The sequence below is a fragment of the Rhodanobacter soli genome, assembly GCF_039523495.1.
Classification (GTDB): domain Bacteria; phylum Pseudomonadota; class Gammaproteobacteria; order Xanthomonadales; family Rhodanobacteraceae; genus Rhodanobacter; species Rhodanobacter soli.
In genome coordinates this window covers 228,831-247,444 of sequence record NZ_BAAAFK010000002.1, presented here as the reverse complement: position 1 = coordinate 247,444, position 18,614 = coordinate 228,831, and the positions used below count along the sequence as shown (strand labels likewise).

At 67.4% G+C, this 18,614-nt stretch carries 16 protein-coding genes; 10 read left to right on the top strand and 6 right to left on the bottom strand.

Annotation, left to right across the window (positions count from 1 at the left end; translation table 11 throughout):
• Window positions 1-21: 21 nt before the first annotated feature.
• The 4 genes from ABD024_RS16175 (at window position 22) to ppa (ending at window position 5,997) form a co-directional block, all read left to right on the top strand.
• Window positions 22-2,094, top strand: a complete 2,073-nt coding sequence (locus tag ABD024_RS16175; RefSeq protein ID WP_343855400.1) for a sodium-translocating pyrophosphatase — start codon at window positions 22-24, stop codon at window positions 2,092-2,094.
• A gap of 218 nt (window positions 2,095-2,312) precedes the next feature.
• Window positions 2,313-4,397: a prolyl oligopeptidase family serine peptidase gene (locus ABD024_RS16170; RefSeq protein WP_343855434.1), complete on the top strand. Its 2,085-nt coding sequence runs from the start codon at window positions 2,313-2,315 to the stop codon at window positions 4,395-4,397.
• Window positions 4,398-4,508: 111 nt separating this feature from the next.
• Window positions 4,509-5,363 (top strand): 2OG-Fe(II) oxygenase, encoded by an 855-nt coding sequence (locus tag ABD024_RS16165; RefSeq protein ID WP_343855398.1) that lies wholly within the window; start codon window positions 4,509-4,511, stop codon window positions 5,361-5,363.
• Between the two features lie 94 nt (window positions 5,364-5,457).
• Window positions 5,458-5,997 (top strand): inorganic diphosphatase, encoded by a 540-nt coding sequence (gene ppa / locus ABD024_RS16160; RefSeq protein ID WP_343855397.1) that lies wholly within the window; start codon window positions 5,458-5,460, stop codon window positions 5,995-5,997.
• Between the two features lie 65 nt (window positions 5,998-6,062).
• Here the strand turns inward: ppa and ABD024_RS16155 are convergent, their stop codons facing one another.
• Window positions 6,063-7,085: a DUF2333 family protein gene (locus ABD024_RS16155; protein WP_343855396.1), complete on the bottom strand. Its 1,023-nt coding sequence runs from the start codon at window positions 7,083-7,085 to the stop codon at window positions 6,063-6,065.
• Between the two features lie 260 nt (window positions 7,086-7,345).
• On the opposite strand from ABD024_RS16155, the gene ABD024_RS16150 reads away from it, so the two are divergent.
• Complete coding sequence (locus tag ABD024_RS16150) at window positions 7,346-8,362, top strand: zinc-binding alcohol dehydrogenase family protein (protein ID WP_343855395.1); 1,017 nt, start codon at window positions 7,346-7,348, stop codon at window positions 8,360-8,362.
• A gap of 37 nt (window positions 8,363-8,399) precedes the next feature.
• Here ABD024_RS16150 and ABD024_RS16145 read toward each other — a convergent pair whose 3' ends face one another.
• Window positions 8,400-8,996 (bottom strand): ferritin-like domain-containing protein, encoded by a 597-nt coding sequence (locus tag ABD024_RS16145; protein ID WP_343855393.1) that lies wholly within the window; start codon window positions 8,994-8,996, stop codon window positions 8,400-8,402.
• A gap of 132 nt (window positions 8,997-9,128) precedes the next feature.
• Entirely contained in the window at window positions 9,129-9,779 is a 651-nt protein-coding gene (locus ABD024_RS16140; RefSeq protein WP_343855391.1) for a TetR/AcrR family transcriptional regulator, read from the bottom strand.
• Window positions 9,780-10,048: 269 nt separating this feature from the next.
• On the opposite strand from ABD024_RS16140, the gene ABD024_RS16135 reads away from it, so the two are divergent.
• Complete coding sequence (locus tag ABD024_RS16135; RefSeq protein ID WP_343855390.1) at window positions 10,049-10,708, top strand: protein-L-isoaspartate O-methyltransferase family protein; 660 nt, start codon at window positions 10,049-10,051, stop codon at window positions 10,706-10,708.
• Between the two features lie 34 nt (window positions 10,709-10,742).
• The gene (locus tag ABD024_RS16130; protein ID WP_343855389.1) at window positions 10,743-12,044 is read left to right on the top strand and encodes a TolC family outer membrane protein; all 1,302 of its coding nucleotides are present in this window, start codon (window positions 10,743-10,745) and stop codon (window positions 12,042-12,044) included.
• Window positions 12,045-12,107: 63 nt separating this feature from the next.
• Here ABD024_RS16130 and waaA read toward each other — a convergent pair whose 3' ends face one another.
• Window positions 12,108-13,373, bottom strand: a complete 1,266-nt coding sequence (gene waaA, locus ABD024_RS16125) for a lipid IV(A) 3-deoxy-D-manno-octulosonic acid transferase (protein ID WP_343855387.1) — start codon at window positions 13,371-13,373, stop codon at window positions 12,108-12,110.
• 139 nt (window positions 13,374-13,512) lie between these two features.
• Between waaA and lpxL the strand changes: the two genes are divergently transcribed.
• The 3 genes from lpxL (at window position 13,513) to ABD024_RS16110 (ending at window position 16,472) form a co-directional block, all read left to right on the top strand.
• Entirely contained in the window at window positions 13,513-14,430 is a 918-nt protein-coding gene (gene lpxL / locus ABD024_RS16120; RefSeq protein WP_343855386.1) for an LpxL/LpxP family Kdo(2)-lipid IV(A) lauroyl/palmitoleoyl acyltransferase, read from the top strand.
• Between the two features lie 270 nt (window positions 14,431-14,700).
• Window positions 14,701-15,399 carry a polysaccharide deacetylase family protein gene (locus tag ABD024_RS16115; protein ID WP_343855433.1) on the top strand — a complete coding sequence of 233 codons (699 nt, stop codon included), beginning with the start codon at window positions 14,701-14,703 and terminating at the stop codon, window positions 15,397-15,399.
• Window positions 15,396-16,472, top strand: coding sequence for a glycosyltransferase family 4 protein (locus ABD024_RS16110; protein ID WP_343855385.1), 1,077 nt, complete (start codon window positions 15,396-15,398; stop codon window positions 16,470-16,472). Before ABD024_RS16115 ends, ABD024_RS16110 begins: the two co-directional genes overlap by 4 nt.
• Before the next feature lie 14 nt (window positions 16,473-16,486).
• Here ABD024_RS16110 and ABD024_RS16105 read toward each other — a convergent pair whose 3' ends face one another.
• Window positions 16,487-17,239, bottom strand: a complete 753-nt coding sequence (locus tag ABD024_RS16105) for a glycosyltransferase family 2 protein (RefSeq protein WP_343855384.1) — start codon at window positions 17,237-17,239, stop codon at window positions 16,487-16,489.
• Window positions 17,229-18,560, bottom strand: a complete 1,332-nt coding sequence (locus tag ABD024_RS16100; RefSeq protein ID WP_343855383.1) for an O-antigen ligase family protein — start codon at window positions 18,558-18,560, stop codon at window positions 17,229-17,231. Before ABD024_RS16100 ends, ABD024_RS16105 begins: the two co-directional genes overlap by 11 nt.
• Window positions 18,561-18,614 lie beyond the last annotated feature (54 nt).

Here is an 18,614-nt window from a genome sequence, read left to right as displayed (position 1 = left end):
ACAACCCATGGGGAGGCTCCGATGCTGCAGCAGTATGGCTGGTGGATCGTCGTTGCGTGTGCGGTGGTGGCGGTTTTGTATGGCGCGTTCTCCGCGCGCTGGATCCTGGCGCAATCGCCAGGCAACGAACGGATGCAGGAAATTGCGGCGGCCATCCAGGAAGGCGCACGCGCCTACCTCAACCGCCAGTACACCACCATCGGCATGGTCGGCGTGGTGTTGCTGCTGCTGATCGGATTCTTCCTGAGCTGGCCAACCGCAATCGGCTTCCTGCTCGGCGCCGTGCTGTCAGGGGCGGCCGGTTACATCGGCATGAACGTCTCGGTGCGCGCCAACGTGCGTACGGCCGAAGCAGCGCGGCGCGGCCTGAGCGCGGCAATGGACGTGGCGTTTCGCGGCGGCGCGATCACCGGCATGCTGGTGGTCGGACTGGCCCTGCTCGGCGTCGCCGGCTACTGGCTGGTGCTCGGCCACTTCGGCGTCACCGGCGAGCCGGCGCTGCACGCGCTGGTCGGCTTCGCGTTCGGCAGCTCGCTGATCTCGATCTTCGCGCGCCTGGGCGGCGGCATCTTCACCAAGGGTGCGGACGTCGGTGCGGATCTGGTCGGCAAGGTCGAAGCCGGCATCCCCGAGGATGACCCGCGCAACCCCGCGGTGATCGCCGACAACGTCGGCGACAACGTCGGCGACTGCGCGGGCATGGCGGCCGACCTGTTCGAAACCTATGCGGTGACGGTGATCGCCACCATGCTGCTGGGCGGGCTGATGTTCGCCGGCAACCCGCACGCATTGCTGTACCCGCTGGCGCTTGGCGGGGTGTCCATCATCGCCTCGATCATCGGCACGCTGTTCGTCAAGGTGAAGGACGGCGGCTCGATCATGGGTGCGTTGTACAAGGGCGTGATCGCCTCGGCCGTGCTCTCGGCGATCGCGTTCTGGTTTGTCACCGGCGCGCTGCTGCCGCAGGGCCTGACCACGGCCGACGGCCAGCTGATTTCGGCCAGCCAGCTGTTCTGCTGCTCACTGATCGGACTGGTCCTGACCGGCGTGATCGTGTGGGTCACCGAGTACTACACCGGCACCCAGTTCAAGCCGGTGCGGCACATCGCCGAGGCATCCACCACCGGGCACGGCACCAACATCATCGCCGGTCTTGGCGTGTCGATGAAATCGACCGCGCTGCCGGTGATCGCGGTGTGTGCCGCGATCTGGGGCGCCTACCATTTCGGGCAGCTGTACGGCATCGCGATCGCCGCCACCGCAATGCTGTCGATGGCCGGCATGATCGTGGCGCTGGACGCCTACGGACCGATCACCGACAACGCCGGCGGCATCGCCGAGATGGCCGACCTGCCGCCGGAAGTGCGCGGTGTCACCGACCCGCTGGATGCGGTCGGCAACACCACCAAGGCGGTGACCAAGGGTTACGCGATCGGTTCGGCCGCACTCGCCGCGCTGGTGCTGTTCGCCGACTACACGCACAACCTCGACGCGATGGGCGCGGCCAAGGCACTGGCCGCCGGGATGCCGTACACGACGCTTACCTTCGACCTGTCCGATCACATGGTGATCATCGGCCTGCTGATCGGCGGCCTGGTCCCGTACCTGTTCGGCGCCATGGCGATGGAAGCGGTCGGTCGTGCAGCGGGCGCGGTGGTGGTCGAGGTGCGCCGGCAGTTCCGCGACATCCCCGGCATCATGGCCGGCACCGCCAAGCCGGAATACTCGCGCGCAGTGGACATGCTGACCAAGTCGGCGATCCGCGAGATGATCGTGCCGTCGCTGCTGCCGGTCGCCGTGCCGATCGTGGTCGGCCTGCTGCTGGGGCCGAAGGCGCTGGGCGGCGTGCTGATCGGCACCATCGTCACCGGCCTGTTCGTGGCGATCTCGATGACCACCGGCGGCGGGGCTTGGGACAACGCGAAGAAGTACATCGAAGATGGCCACCACGGCGGCAAGGGTTCCGAGGCGCACAAGGCCGCGGTCACCGGCGACACCGTGGGCGACCCGTACAAGGACACCGCCGGCCCGGCGGTGAACCCGCTGATCAAGATCATCAACATCGTGGCACTGCTGCTGATTCCGCTGCTGTAAGCCACACGTCCGCAATGACAGAAATCCCGCCCGCGTGGCGGGATTTCTGTCTCCGGCCCGCCACCTGACTTTAGTCACGCGCGCCCGTATGCTCGGGCGGTTACGCTCGATCGACCACGGGCCGCGCCCGTCATGTCCATTGCATTCACTCGCGCACCTGGGAGTACACGATGAAATCGGTTTGGCTGATGCTGGCACTCGGCGTCACACTAACGGGCATGAACGACCTCCACGCCCGCGACACGACACCCGCTCCCGCAGCCACGCCGACCAGCGACGATCCGTTCCTGTGGCTGGAAGACATCCACGGCGCCCGTGCGCTGGACTGGGTGAAGCAGCAGAACACGGCGACCGCGAAACAGTTCGTCGACAACGCCGAATTCACGCGCACCCGCGACAGCATCCTCGAGGTACTCGACTCGGAGGCGCGCATTCCCTACGTCAACCGCATGGGCAGCCATCTGTACAACTTCTGGCGCGACAAGGCGCATCCGCGCGGCGTCTGGCGGCGTACCACGCTGGCCGAATACCGCAAGGCCGAGCCGGCGTGGGAGGTGCTGCTGGACATCGATGCGCTGAACAAGGCCGAGGGCAAGCGCTGGGTGTTCAAGGACGTGGAATGCCTGAAGCCGGCGTACGAACGCTGCCTGGTTTCGCTGTCGCCGGACGGCGGCGACGCCACCGTGGTGCGCGAATTCAGCATTCCGCACAAGGCGTTCGTGAAGGGTGGCTTCGAGTTGCCGGTGGCGAAAAGCCAGGTCGGCTGGATCGACGAAAACACCCTCTACGTCGGCACCGACTTCGGTCCCGGCTCGATGACCGAATCAAGCTACCCGCGCATCGTCAAGGCATGGAAGCGCGGCACGCCGTTGGCGGCGGCCGCCATCGTGTACGAGGGCAAGCCGAGCGACCTCGCGGTCAACGCCTACCACGACCGCACGCCGGGCTACGAGCGCGATTTCGTTTCCATCGCCAGGGATTTCTATCACAGCGACCTGTATCAGCGCATCGAGGGCAAGCTGGCCCGCGTCGAAGTGCCGGCCGATGCGGAGGCCGACGCCCATCGCGAGTGGCTGTTGGTGCGGACCCGCTCGCCGTGGACCGTCGACGGCACCACCTATCCCGCCGGCGCGCTGCTGGCAACGCAGCTCGACAGCTTCATGGCCGGCAAGCGCCATTTCACCGTGCTGTTCGAGCCGGACACGCATACCTCGCTGGACTCGTACGCGTGGACCAGGAATCACCTGATCCTCAACCTGATGGACGACGTCAAGAGCCGGCTGGAGGTGCTGACTCCGCCGCAGACGGCAACGCCCGGCGACGACTGGAAGCGCGAGGCGATGCCGGGCGCGCCGGCGATGAGCACGATCAACGTGGTCGACACCGACCCCGACCACAGCGACGAGTACTGGCTCGACGTCACCGGCTTCCTGGCGCCGTCGTCGCTCCAGCGCGGCGTGCTGGGCAGCGCGGCGGCCGAGACGATCAAGCAGGCGCCGGCATTCTTCGACGCCGCGAAGTTCACAGTCAGCCAGCACTTCGTGAAGTCCGCCGACGGCACCCGCGTGCCGTACTTCGAGATCGCTCCGAACGACCTCAAGCTGGACGGCTCCAACCGCACCCTGCTGTACGGCTACGGCGGCTTCGAGGTCTCGCTGCAGCCGCAATACAGCGGCAGCGTCGGCCGTGCCTGGCTCGAGCGTGGCGGCGTCTACGTGATCGCCAACATCCGCGGCGGCGGCGAGTACGGCCCGCAGTGGCATCAGGCTGCGCTGAAGGCGAACCGTCCGCGCGCGTACGAGGACTTCGCCGCGGTGGCCGAGGACCTGGTCCGGCGCGGCGTCACCTCGGCGAAGCACCTCGGCGCCGAAGGCGGCAGCAACGGCGGCCTGCTGATGGGCAACATGCTCACGATGTATCCGCAGCTGTTCGGCGCGATCGCCTGCGAAGTGCCGTTGCTGGACATGAAGCGCTACATCCACCTGTCCGCCGGCGCCTCGTGGATGGCCGAATACGGCAATCCGGACACGCCGGACTGGAACTTCATCAAGACCTTCTCGCCGTACCAGAACGTGAAGAAGGACAGCCACTACCCGCCGGTGCTGTTCTACACCGCCACCAGCGACGACCGCGTCGGCCCGGTGCAGGCGCGCAAGATGGCCGCGAAGATGCAGGCGCAGGGCCACCCGGACGTATGGTTCTACGAAAACCTCGAAGGCGGCCACGGCGCCGGCGCGGACAACCAGCAGTCCGCGCACATGCACGCGGTGGCCTACGACTTTTTGTGGGACCAGCTGAAGTAGGGCGATCCGTCGCCGCCACGCAGCATCCGCGAGCCGGCATCTGCCGGCTCGCGTCGTATGGCGGGGTGGCCTGAAGTAAGCTTTCGTGATCCGTCACCCTTCCCCATCGCCATGCACCCACGCACCACCATCAGCCCCGAACTGCGCGAATGGATTCTGGCCACGACCCGGGCCGGGCATGGCGTGCCGGAGGTGCTGCGGCTGCTGAAGGAGAGCGGCTACGACCCGCGGCAGAGCCGCAGCATCGTCGCCGAGGTGCTGAAGCTGCCGCTGGCGACGTTGCTCGCCAGCACTGCCAAGGGATCGCCGCAGGGACTGCGCACGAAACACCCCGAGGCGCCGGAAGTCTGCATCGACGGGCACGCCGTCGGCGTCTCGCTCAGCGTCGACGTGCCGGCATTGCGGGTGCTGGAGAACATCCTCAGCGGGCCGGAGTGCGACGAACTGATCGCGCTGGCGCGGCCGCGGCTGCAGCGCGCGCTCACCGTCGACAGCGAGGGCCGTCATCAGGTGGACCGGCGACGCACCAGCGAGGGCATGTTCTTCACCTTGAACGAAATGCCGCTGGTCGGCCGCATCGAGCAGCGCCTGGCTACCCTGCTCGGCGTGCCGGCGAACCATGGCGAAGGCCTGCAGATCCTGCACTACCTGCCAGGCCAGGAGTACGAGCCGCACTTCGACTGGTTCGATCCGGAGCAGCCCGGCTACGAAGCGATCACCGCGGTGGGCGGGCAGCGCATCGCCAGCGTGGTGATGTACCTGAACACGCCCGCGCAAGGCGGCGGCACGGCGTTCCCGGAACTTGGCCTCACCGTCACCGCGCGGCGTGGCGCGGCCGTGTATTTCGCCTACGAAGGCGGCGACCAGAGTTCGCTGCATGCCGGTCTGCCGGTGCTTGATGGCGAGAAGTGGATTGCCACCAAATGGCTGCGCGAGCGGCCTTACAAGAAGCCGAAGAAGGCCTGACCACCGCCGTGGCGGGCCCATCGTTGCTGCGTCGCAGCAGCGTTTGGCGTATTCTTGCGAACCTTCTTTCCCCCTTCATCGCCAAGGATATTCCATGGGTCTGCACCTCGTCTCCGCCGGTCGCAACGTGCCGGACGAAATCAACGTCATCATCGAAATTCCGAAGGATGCCGAGCCGGTCAAGTACGAGGTGGAGAAGGAAAGCGGCGCGATCTTCGTCGACCGCATCCTGTCCACCCCAATGCGCTACCCGTGCAACTACGGCTACGTGCCGCGCACGCTGGGCGGCGACGGCGACCCGCTGGACGCGGTGGTGATCCTGCCGCTGCCGCTGGCCGTCGGCTCGGTGATCCGCTGCCATCCGGTCGGCATGCTGAAGATGACCGACGAGGCCGGCAGCGACGAGAAGCTGGTGGTGATCCCGTCGCCCAAGGTGTTCCCGGGCTACGCGCACATCAACGACATGAAGGGCGTCTCGCCGCACTGGCTGGAGCGCATCGGCCACTTCTTCGAGCACTACAAGGATCTGGAGAAGGGCAAGTGGGTGAAGGTCGAAGGCTGGGTCGGCGCCGACGAAGCGAAGGCCGAGATCCTCGCCGGCTTCCAGCGTTACCAGGACGCCATCAGCGGCTGAACCCGTCGCCAGCAAGTTGTCCACGCGTGAACAAACCCCGCCCCGGCGGGGTTTGTTCGTCCGGATCAGCCGCGCCTGAGCAGTTCGCGCAGATCGATCAGCGCCGCGTTCGCGCGCGATACGTAGTTCGCCATCACCAGCGAGTGGTTGGCGAAGAAACCAAACGGCGAACCGTTCAGCACCATCGGGCTGTGCAGCGGACGCTGCGCTTCCTCCAGCTCGCGAATCACCTGCTCCAGACTGACGTCGGCGTGCTTGCTGCGCAGGATCGGGCCGAAATCCTGCTGGAATGCCTTGAGCTGTTCCAGCAGGGTCCAGGTGTAGCCGCGCGCTTCGTAGAAATTGTCGTCGATCCTGGTCCATGAGGTTTTCACCATCCGGCCGCCAGCGGGCGCGCGTGCCGTGCTGGCCTCCGCCGGCGCGTCGACCGAGGGGACGTCGCCGAGGCGGATCTGGCCCACGCTGGCCGACAGCCGCTGCGACAGCGAGCCCAGCCGTGCCGAAGCCACCTGCAGGTAATCGGCCAGGTTGTCCGCGCGCGCGTAGAAGTGTGCGTTGCTGTCGTCGCTGTCGCCGAGCCGGCCCAGATAGCCGTCCAGATGCCTGATCGCCTTGCGGTACTGGCTCTCCGAGCTGGGCAGCAGCCAACGGTCGTTCGGGCTGTTGAGCAACGGATCGGCCTCGGCCAGGTCCTTGTCCTCGGTCGACTGCGTCTGCGAACGGCTGAAGTCGTTGCGCAGCGCGCGCACCAGGTCGCGCGAGGCGGTCAGCGAACCGAATTCCCAATTGGGAACGTTGTCCATGAACACGCCGGGCGGCAGCTTGTCGTTGCTGAGGTAGCCGCCGCGCTTGTCGAGCAGGGTGCGCACCGAGCTGATCAGGGTGACCGTGGTGGTCGCGCCGATGCTGACCGGCCGCTTCAATTCCTGCATCTGCGTCCGGGTCACCGCCACCGGATCGAACAGTGCCGGCTCGCTGTCCCACCACCACATCAGCGCGGCCACGCACAGCACCAGCAACGCGAGCAAGGCCAGGATGGCGCGGCGGATGCCGTGGCGTGGCGGGTTCGAAGTGTCCTGGGTCTGCATCGGGCGACTCCTGCGTGGGCAACGAACGGGGTGAGCAAGCTTACAACGCTGCCAGTCATCCACCGTGAATTGATGGCGCGCCGGCACCTCACGAAGCCACGGATGGACTGCCGTAACGAACAGCCATCCGGTTCGACACACTGACGACGCCTCACCGCCGTATCCTTGTCGCCCTTGTTGGAACGAGTCCTGGAACGAGCCCTTCGCCGAACGCCGATTGCCGTCGGTGCAAGCCCGCCCCCCTGTTGCCGGAGATGCCCATGAAAGCCGTCGCCCTCACCCGCTACTTGCCGGCCGACGACCCGCAGTCGCTGCTCGACGTCGAACTGCCCACGCCTGCGCCCGGCGCGCACGACCTGCTCATACGCGTCGAGGCGGTGTCGGTGAATCCGGTCGACACCAAGCTCCGTTCGCCCAAGCCGCAGGTCGAGGCGCAACCGAAGGTGCTTGGCTACGACGCCGCCGGCGTTGTCGAGGCCGTCGGCGAATCGGTCGACGGCTTCCAGCCGGGCGAGCGCGTGTACTACGCCGGCGACGTCACCCGCCCCGGCAGCAACGCGCAGTTCCAGCTGGTCGACGCACGCCTGGTCGGCCATGCGCCGCGGTCGCTGGATCTGGCCGAGGCGGCGGCGTTGCCGCTGACCGCGATCACCGCGTGGGAGTTGCTGTTCCAGCGCATGCCGTTCGACAGCGAGCACGGCGGCGAAGACAAGTCGCTGCTGGTGATCGGCGGCGCCGGCGGGGTCGGCTCGATCGCGATCCAGCTGGCGCGACGCGCGGGCTTCACGGTGATCGCCACGGCTTCGCGCAACGAGACTACGGAGTGGTGCCGCACGATGGGCGCGCTGCACGTGGTCAACCATCGCCACGCGCTGGCACCGCAACTGGAAGCGCTGGGCTTCGGCCGGGTCGACGCGGTGCTCAACCTCGCCGATACCGATCACTATTGGGATGCGATCGGCCAGCTCCTCGCACCGCAAGGCCACGTCGGCCTGATCGTGGAGCCGGCCGGCGCGCTGAGGATCGGCGACCCGTACAAGGCCAAATGCATCGGCATCCACTGGGAATTCATGTTCGCCCGCGCGCGTTTCAATAGCCCCGACATGGCCGAGCAGGGCCGCATTCTCGACCGGGTCGCCAGCTTGATCGATGCGGGTGAGTTGCGCGGCACGCGCACCGAAACACTGGTGCCGATCAATGCGGCGAACCTGCGCGAGGCGCATCGTCGGCTGGAATCGGGCGGCACGATCGGCAAGCTGGTGCTGGCCGGCTGGTGATACGTCGCGCGGCGTGCGTGCGCGCCGCCGTGCACGATCAGCCGCGCTTGCCCGCGGCTTTCCGGGTCGGCGACGGCTTGGCCGGCTCGCCCTTCTTGCCGAGCTGTTCCAGCAGCGTGTTCATGTCCTCGGCGTGTTCCTCCTCCATCGCCAGGATGCCCTCCAGCATGCGGCGGGTGGTCGAGTCGTCGGTGCCGATGTAGTTGATGATCTCGCGGTAACTGTCAATCGCGATGCGTTCGGCGACCAGGTCCTCCTTGATCATGTCGACGATGTCCTCGCCCTCGACGTAGTCCGAATGGCTGCGGCTGAGCAGACCTTCCGGTGACAGGTTCGGCTTGCCGTCGAGCTGGGTGATGCGCTCGGCGATCAGGTCGGCGTGGCCCTGCTCTTCGTTCGCATGCTGCAGGAACTCGGCCTTGATCGCCTGCGAGTGGATGCCCGAGGCCATGTAGTAGTGAAACTTGTAGCGCAGCACGCAGACCAGCTCGGTGGCCAGCGCGTGGTTGAGCAGCTTGACCACCGTTCCGCGATCGGCACGGTAGCCGGCCGTCATCGCGCCCTTGTCGATGTCCTGGCGCGCGCGCTTGCGGATGTTCTCGATGTCGCTGACGAACGGCTTGGTCTTGGCCATGGCTTGCTCCTGCGGACGGGGATGGATCGCGACGGGCACTGCCCGTGCCGTCGAAAGTCCGGCCAGCCTAGGAACGCACATGAAAAAGCCAGGTGAAGGGGACTTCACCTGGCCCGATTCCATCGTGTCGATTCAGCGCGGCCGATAGGCGCGCAGGAACATCTCGACACCGGCCCGCGCCGTGGCCTCGATTTCCTCGACATAGCTCTCGGGGCATTCGGTGCAGCCGAACATCTGGCGCATCATCAGGTTGCCCTTGATCAGGGTGAGGAACTGCACGCTGGCGCGCGGCACGTCGTCGATGTCCAGCTGGCCGGCGTCAACCGCCCGCCGCAGCAGGCGTTCCATCAGTTCGTGCGTGCGCGATGCACCCTCTTCCCAGATCAGCTTGCCGTAGCGCGGGTTGCCCTGGCGGCAGTCGCTGAGGATGGCGCGGAACGTGCCCACGGTCTCGGCATTGCAATCGAGGTGGGCATGGGTCAGCGCCACCCGCAGCAAGGTGTCGTGGATGTCGGCGTGCGGATCGAAGAAGTAGGTCTCCTCCGGCAGCAGGTCCTGGATGCGCGAGCGGATCACTTCGCGGAACAGGTTGTCCTTGTCGCCAAAGTGGCTGTACACGGTGAGCTTGGACACACCGGCATCCGCCGCGATCGCGTCCATGCTGGTACCGGCGAACGCATTGCGGATGAACAAGGCCTTCGCCGCCACCAGGATGGCCGCACGCTTCTCCATGTCCTTCGGGCGGCCGGGACCCTGGGACTTGACTGGCGCGCTGGTATTCATGCCTCCACCTTCACAAACGGGAATTCTGGCTTTATTATACGCGGCGGTTCAATTATTTTCCAAGATGGCGCCGGAACCACGGCTTCGGCGCCATTTGCGCATGCACCCGACAACGGGTGACGCCCGTCAACCGCTTGCGATGACTTCCGGCACTTCGTGACCCGCCATGCAACCGGCAGGCTTGTCACCGTCGTGAGCGCGTCATTGTAGGGGCGGGCGCAAGCGCTTATCCTCTTTGACCTTTTTCGATCCGTATGGGACACGAGCAGATGGCGATGAATATCGAGCAGGCGCGACTGAACATGGTGGAAAACCAGGTGCGCCCGTGGGAAGTACTGGACGGCCGCGTGCTGGACGTGATCAGCCGCGTGCGCCGCGAGGACTTCGTCGCCGCCGAGCACCGCCAGCTGGCGTTCGCCGACCTGTGCCTGCCGCTGGGCCACGGCGAGGTGATGATGAAGCCGGTGGTGGAAGGCCGCGTGCTGCAGGCGCTGGAGCTGCTGCCCACCGACCGCGTGCTGGAAATCGGCACCGGTTCGGGCTTCCTCACCGCCTGCCTGGCCACCTTGTCCGCGCAGGTAACCAGCATCGACATCCACGCCGACTTCACCGCGGCCGCCGCCCGGCGCCTGCAGGCCGCCGGCATCGCCAACACCAGCCTGGTCACCGGCGAAGCGGTCAACGCGTGGCAGCCCGATGGCCTGTTCGATGCGCTGATGGTGACCGGTGCGGTGCACGCGACCCCGGCACGCTGGCTGAGCTGGCTCAAGCCTGGCGCACGTGCGGTGGTCATCCGCGGCCAGTCGCCGGTGCAGCAGGCCACCTTGCTCACCCATGAAGGCGCCGGCCGCTATCGCGAAGAAGTCCTGTTCGAAACCGACCTGCCCTACCTGACCCATGCCGAACCGCCGCAACGGTTCGTATTCTGATTTCGCCCCCGAATCGATCCCCACGAGGCACTCCATGCGTTTGAAGCTGCTTACTCTTGCCCTGGCCCTGGCTGCCATCTCGCTGCCCAGCCATGGTGAGGATCTGCTCGATGCCTATCGCGATGCGCGCGCCAACGACCCGGTGCTGTCGCAGGCCGACGCCACCCGGCTGGCCACCGGCGAAGGGGTGGACCAGGCACGCGCGCTGCTGCTGCCGCAGATCGGCGCCAGCATGAGCCTCAACCAGACCAACGGCGGCAACCAGATCGGCCATAGCCGTTCGCGTTCGATCAACGGCACGCTCAGTCAGACCGTGCTCGACTTCAGCAAGTACGCCAACCTCAAGGCCGCCCATTCAGCGTCGGATGCACAGGACGAGCTGTACCAGGCCGCGGCGCAGGAGCTTTACGGGCGCGTGGCCGCGGCTTACTTCGGCGTGCTCACCAGCGAGGATGAGTTGACCTACGCCAAGGCCAACGAGGACGCCTTCCGCCAGCAGTACGAGCAATCCGACCAGCGTTTCAAGGTCGGCCTTTCGGCGATCACCGACGTGTACCAGGCCAAGGCCTATTACGAGGCGGCCAAGTCGCAGACCATCGCCGCGCAGAATGCGCTCAACGATGCCCGCGAGGCGCTCACCCAGATCACCGGCAAGCCGGCCGGCGACCTGAAGAAGCTGCGCGACGACCTGCCGATGCAGCCGCCGGCACCGGCCGATCAGGAAAGCTGGGTCAAGCAGGCGCTGGAAACCAACCCCAACCTGCTCGCGCAGAAAAACAACGTGGAGACGGCGCAGCACAACATCAGCGCCGCGCGCGCCGGCCACCTGCCGACGATTACCGCCGGCGTCAGCTACGGCAAGAGCGCCGGCTGGTCCGAGAGCGACGCCGCCGCCCGCTACCGCGACCCCGCCTCGACCACGATCGGGCTGACCCTCAACGTGCCGATCTTCTCCGGCGGCCTCACCCAGTCACGGGTGCGCCAGTCGATCTACCAGCGCGACGCCGCCGCCGACGCGATGGAAGCGCAGCGGCGTCAGGTGGTACGCGACACGCTCAACTTCTACCGCTCGGTGATCGCCGGCATCGCCCAGGTGGAGTCGGCCAAAGCCTCGGTGGATTCCGGCCGCAAGGCGCTCGAGGCAACCCGGGCCGGCTTCGAGGTGGGCACCCAGACCATGACCAACGTGCTGCTGGCGATCCAGACCCTGACCTCCTCGGAAAGCAGCTATTCGCAGGCCCGCCACCAGTTCATCCTGAACAAGCTGCTGCTCAAGCAGACCGCGGGAACGGCCGCTCTCAAGGACATCGAGGAGATCAACGCGCTGCTGCAGTAAACCGCTGCGCGCGGCATGCGAAGACGGCCGGGCTCGCACCCGGCCGTCTCGTTTTGTGCACCGTCATTCCTGCAGCAGCGTATCGATCAGCTGCATGACCCGCTGCACCGCACCGCGTTCGCGCTCGAAGACTTCCTGCGCCGCCTGCCCCATCCGTCCGCGTCCTGCGGCATCGAGCAACAGCTTCAACACGGCCGGACCCAGCCGCCCGGCGTCCGCCACGCGTTCGGCGCCGCCCTGCTCGATCAGGCTGCGGGTGATCTCCTCGAAGTTGAAGGTATGCGGGCCCACCAGCACCGGCACCGACAAGGCCGCCGGCTCCAGCACGTTGTGGCCACCGATCGGCACCAGGCTGCCGCCGACGAAGGCGAGGTCCGACGCCGCGAAGAACGGCATCAACTGTCCCATCGCGTCGATCACGAAGACCTGGTGCGACGCCGACGGCACGCCTTCGAGGCCGCGCGTGGCGACCGTGAAGCCAAGGCTGCGCACCGCGTGCTCGACCAGCCGGAAGCGTTCCGGGTGGCGCGGCGCGAGCAGCAGCAGCGCATCGGGCAATCGCTTCAACACCTGCAGGTGCGCCTCCAGCGCCGCCAGTTCCTCACCCTCGTGGGTGCTGGCCGCCATCCATACCGGTCGCCGCGGCCCCCAGTGTTCGCGCATCGACGCACCGTCGGCGACCGCACCGATCGGTATCGGCATGTCGAACTTCATGTTGCCGGTGACCAGCACCTGTTGCGGGTCGGCCCCGAGCAGGCGATAGCGCGCCGCATCGGTGCGCGACTGCGCGGCGATCAGGCGCACGCAGCGCAGCGCCGAGCGCAGCAACCCGCGCAGCGGCTTGTAGCCGCGCAGCGAGCGTTCCGACAACCGAGCGTTGACGATCATCAGCGGGATGCCGCGCTTGTGGCAGCTGTGATACAGGTTCGGCCAGATCTCGGTTTCCACGATCAGCGCCAGCCGCGGCCGGACTTTCTTCAGGAAGCGGCCCACCGCGTACGGCAGGTCATACGGCAGGTAGACGTGGAACACGCTGTCGCCGAATAGCTGCTGCACGCGCGCGGTGCCGGTCGGGGTGACCGTGGTGACTACCAGCGGGGCATTCGGATAATCCCGCCGCAGCGCCTTGATCAGCGGCTCCGCCGCATTCACCTCGCCGACCGACACTGCATGCACCCACAAGCTGCCGCTGAAGCCGGGCGGATCGAAGAAGCCGAACCGCTCCGGCCAGCGCCGGTGGTAGGGCCGCGAACGCACCCCGCGTGCCAGCAGCCGCAGCACCAGCAGCGGCGTCACCAGGAACATCGCGAGGGTGTAGAGATAGCGCAACGTCAATGCCCGTCAGTCCAACGCGGCAGTATACGAGAGCGGATGGAGCGGGAACGGCACGCGAGGCTGAAGCATGCGACACGCTGCCGCCCGCCGTTCCCGCTTCGCCGCCTCCACTACAATGCGCACGATGCCCGGCATGCCCCGTCCCACCTTCACCCGTTCGCTGCTCGCGCCGCGCCACTGGCCGGCGTGGCTGGGCGTGGGCACGATCTGGCTGATCGCGCGGCTGCCGCAGCGCGCGCTGATGTGGCTGGGTCGACGGCTCGGCGCGCTGCTGCTGCGCGTTCCCTCCGCGCGACGGCGCATCGCCGCGGCGAACATCGCACTGTGCTTTCCCGAACTCGATGCCGCCGCGCGTGCCGCGCTGGTCGATGCGAACCTGCGCGACATCGGCCTGATGCTGGTGGAGTTCGCACTGGGCTGGATGGGCAGCGGCCGGCGCATGGCCAACATCCCCACCCGCATCGAAGGACTGCAACACCTCGAGGCGGCGCGCGCGCAGGGCAAGGGCGTGCTGCTGGTCGGCGGGCACTTCTCGCACCTGGAGCTGTGCGCGCGGCTGGTCTCGCAGCGTATCCGCATCGCCGGCATGTACCGCCGGATGGACTCGGCCGTGTTCGAATGGGTGGTGCTGCGTGCACGACTGGACTACGCCGACGCGATGTTCGAGAAGGACGACATCCGCGGCACCGTGAAGTACCTGCGCGGCGGTGGCACGCTGTGGTACGCGCCGGACCAGGACATGCGCAGCAAGGACACCGTGTTCGTGCCGTTCTTCGGCGTGCCGGCGGCCACCATCACCGCCACCCATCACCTGGCGCGGATGTCCGGTGCGCTGGTGATCCCGTTCTTCCATCGCCGCCTGCCCGGCAACGAGGGTTACGCGCTGCGCCTGGGCGCACCGCTGGATGGCTTCCCCGGTACTGACGCGGAAACCGACACCGCCCGCGTCAACGCCTGCATCGAGCAGATGGTGCGCGAGGCGCCCGAGCAATACCTGTGGGTGCACAAGCGCTTCAAGACGCGGCCGCCCGGCGCACCGGCGATCTACTGATTCGTCCGACAGCCGGGTGAAAGCCTGGCCCGCCGAAAATTGCGCCACTTTCGAGATCCGGGTCGACTTCGCCGACCCGCCTCGCATCCGAGTGGCGACTTTGCGCAACCATCCCGATCCCCGGAGAGCACCGGGTCTTCCAGGCCAGCGGCACGAGCGGGCCGGAAAGGACCCGCGCGATGGTTCGCCACTCCCTTGCACCGCACCGACAAAGGAGTTGGAAAAGTGAGCGACGCCGCTTCGCGGGGAACACCCGCCCTGCCCATCCTCATGTACCACAACATCGCGCGCGCACCGCGCGACCTGCGCGTGTACCGCAGCCTGTTCGTGAGCCCGGCCGCCTTCGCGCGGCAGATGTGGCTGCTGCGCCGATTCGGCTACACCGGGTTGTCCATGTCGGCCGCGATGCCGTACCTGCAGGGCGAACGTACCGGCCGCATCGCCGTCATCACGCTGGACGACGGCTACGTGGACAACCTCGAGGCCTTGCCCATCCTGCAGCGCTACGGCTTCAGCGCCACCTGCTACGTGGTCAGCGGCAGCATCGGGCGATACAACCAGTGGGATGCCGAGCGGCTGGGTATACGCAAGCCGCTGATGTCCGCGGAGCAACTGCGCGACTGGCACCGCGGCGGCATGGAAATCGGTGCGCACAGCCGCAGCCACCCCCGGCTGACGCAATGCGATGACGCGCAACTGCACGACGAGATCCACGGCAGCAAGGCGGCGCTGGAGGATCGCCTCGGCGCGCCCGTCACGCAGTTCTGCTACCCGTATGGCGACGCCGACGAGCGCGTGGCCGGCAGGGTGCGCGAAGCCGGCTTCGCCGCCGCAACCACGACCCGACGCGGCCGGACCTTCGCCGGCATGGACCTGTGGCAACTGCCGCGGGTGCAGGTGGCGCGCCACCACCTGCTGCCGCAATTCGCCATGCGGGTGCTGTCGCGCTACGAGGATCGCCGCGCGTGAAGCTGCTCTTTGTCGGCACCAACCCCGAAAGCACCGGCGCCGCCAGCCACTTCGTCGCATTGGCGCAAGCCATGGCCGCAGCCGGGCATCAGGTGGGTGCGGCGGTCTATCCCGATGGCCCGATCTGGCAAGGGCTGGCCCGCTCCGATGTGCGTCGGTACAAGGCGAAATTCTGCAACGTGTTTGACCTGCGCGGCTATGTCGCCGTCATCAAGGCAGCGCGACAACTGAAGCCGGACTGGCTGGTGGGAAATTTCGGCAAGGAATACTGGCCGCTGATCCTGATCGGACGCCTGCTGCACGTGCCGGTCGCACTGTTCCGCCATCGCACGCCGCCGATGAAACGCCTTTCCGCCTATTTGATCCCGCGCCTCGCGCAACGCTTCCTCGCCGTCTCGGAGCATGCCCGCCAGGCCTATCTGGATCGAGGCGTCCCGGGTCCTCTGGTGCGGGTGCTCTACAATCCCGTCAACATGGAACTGTGCCGGCCCGATCCGTACCGGCGCAGCGAGATCCGGCGCTCGCTTGGTCTGGACGAAGAAGCGATCGTGCTCGGCTACAGCGGCCGCATGCACGGCGGCAAGGGTATCTTCCCGCTGTTCGAGGCCGTCAGCGCGGCCATGGCGGAACAGCCGCGGCTGCATTGCCTGTGGCTGGGCGACGGCCCCGATGCACAGGCGCTGCGCGCGCGCGCCGCGGCGGACCCGACCGCAAGCCGGCATCACTTCCTGGGCTGGATCTCCGACGTTCACCCCTATTACAGCGCACTCTCCATGCTGGCCTTTCCGTCGATCGCCACGGAAACGTTTGGTCGGGTCTCGGTCGAGGCGCAGGCCGCCGGCATCCCCGTGCTGGGCAGCGACATCGGCGGGATTCCCGAGACACTCGAGGCGGGCGTGACCGGCCTGCTGCTGCCGCCGGGCGACGCGGCGGCGTGGCGCGACGCGATCCTGAAGCTATGCGATCCAGCCCTGCTGGCGTCGATGGGCGCAGCCGCACATGACTACGTACAACAGCATTTCAGCATGCAGGTGATCGCCGCCCAGTTCCTGCAGATACTCGCCGGCAACTGAGCCGTGGAGCCCGTTCAATCCCGCGGCCGCCGCCGCTCGTACAGCTTGGCGTATTTCAGGAACGCGTAGAACGCGTGGATGCGCGCCGCGATGAAGCCGGCCCAGCCGGAGCGCCAGTGTCCGCGCAGCACGTAGTAGCGCAGGAACGCCACCGTCGGATACGCCACCATGCGCAGCCGCAGCCAGCCGACCTTGCGTCTGGCCAGGTCGGCCAGTTGCAGGCTGGAGTAGCGATTCGCCTTGGCCACGCGTCCGGCGATGTCGGGTTCGCCGTAATGATCGATGACCACGTCGAGCACACCCACCGGGCCATCCACGTGCACTTCCTCGTGCACCTCGTGACCGCTCATGCGCGCGCGTTGCCGGTCGAACAGGCGCACGTAATGATTCAGTCGCCCGCGCCGCGACTGCCAGCGCCAGAACTGCCACTCGCGCCGCCATAACTGGTAGCCCGCGCAGGCCGGTGCCAACAGTGCCTGCTGCAGGCGCGTGGCGGCGTCCGCGTCCAGCGACTCGTCGGAATCCAGCAGCAGTACCCAGCGATGGCTGGCCAGATCGATCGCCGCCTGCTTCTGCGCGCTGTAGCCGGCGAACGGCTGGGTGTGGATGCGCGCGCCGTAGTGCGCGGCGATCGCGGCGGTGGCGTCGGTCGAGCCCGAGTCCAGCACCACGATCTCGTCGGCCCAGCCCGCTCCGCGCAGGCAGGCGTCGAGCGTGTCGGCATTGTTGAACGTGGTCACCACCACCGACAGCAACTCACGCCCCATCGCGCGTCTCCAGGGGGCGTGCTTCTGTGAGGAGTCCGGCACGGATGCCGGGTTCAGCTGTGCCGGCAGGGATGCCGGCAACAAATAACGCGGCGCACCACAGCCCGAGCAGCCAGGCGAACAGCAACCCCCACCACGCCGAATAGAACGCCAGGTGGGTGTTCAGCGGGAACAGCATCACGCCCAGCGCGAGGGTGACCGGGAACGCCCGCGCCCGCGCCGCGGCGCCGACCCGTCGCCACGCGCGCCACGCCAGCGCCACGCCGGCGAGCCACAGCAGCAGGCCGAGCGTGCCGGTCTCGGCGAGCACCTCCAGCACCAGCTGGTGTGCATGACACGCGCCCTCGCCCACACCGCAGGCTTCCGTGGTCACCACGAAGTGATCGTTCGCCGCGGCGTACTGCGGATACGCATAGCGGAAGCCGCGCACGCCGACGCCGTTGACCGGATGCGCCATGAACATGTTGACGCCGGTGTGCCAGATCTCGAGCCGACCGCTGAGCGCCGTGTCGATGGACTGGTCGGTGCCGTGCAACGCAAACAGTGTGCGCTCGATGCGATCGTGGAAGCGCGCGGAAGTCTTCCACGCGATACCGCCGGCCAGCGTCAGCAGCACCGCCGCGACCGCGCAGAAACCGGCAAAGCGCAGCGGCGAACGCGCCTCGCGCCAGGCAAAGCCCAGCGCCACCAGCGTGTAGCACAGCCACGCCGCGCGCGAACCGGCCAGCAACACCGGTCCCAGCACCAGCACGAACGCCAGCAGCAGGCCCGGCAGGCCCCAATGCCGCCGCGCCGCCCACAGCGCGAACGGCGACAGCACCGCCAGGCTCGGCCCCAGCTTGAGATTGTCGGCGCCGAAGATGCCGGAAACGCGTTCGGCCTCGGCATGCCCGCCCAGACTCCAGCCGGTCAGCGCCTGCAGCCAGGCATCGGCGCACCACAGCGCCAGCACCCAGGCCACAGCCACATACAGCGCCTGCAACTTGTGCTCGCGGCGGATCGCAAAACAGGCGTACAGGCCCAGCGGCGCATAACGCAGCAGCGCGGCCACGGTGCCCCAGCTCTTGCCCGGCATGATCGCGTCGACGGCGGAGAGCAACGCCGCCCCCGCGTAGGCCGCCAGCAACCACAACAGCAGTCGCGCGCCGGCATGCTGGCGCAGCGCCTGCGGGTCGCGCGCGAACAGCATGATCACGCCGAGCAGGCACAGCGCGGTGCCCAGCTCGGAACTGCGCCCGAACGGCAGCAACGCGACCACCAGCCAGAACGGCAGCAGCGGGGAACGCAGCGCGGCCTTGAGTGAGGTGGTGAAGGAATTCATGCGCGGACCGGAACGAGGAGATCACGCATTGTAGGCGAGTGCGCATACCCGCCA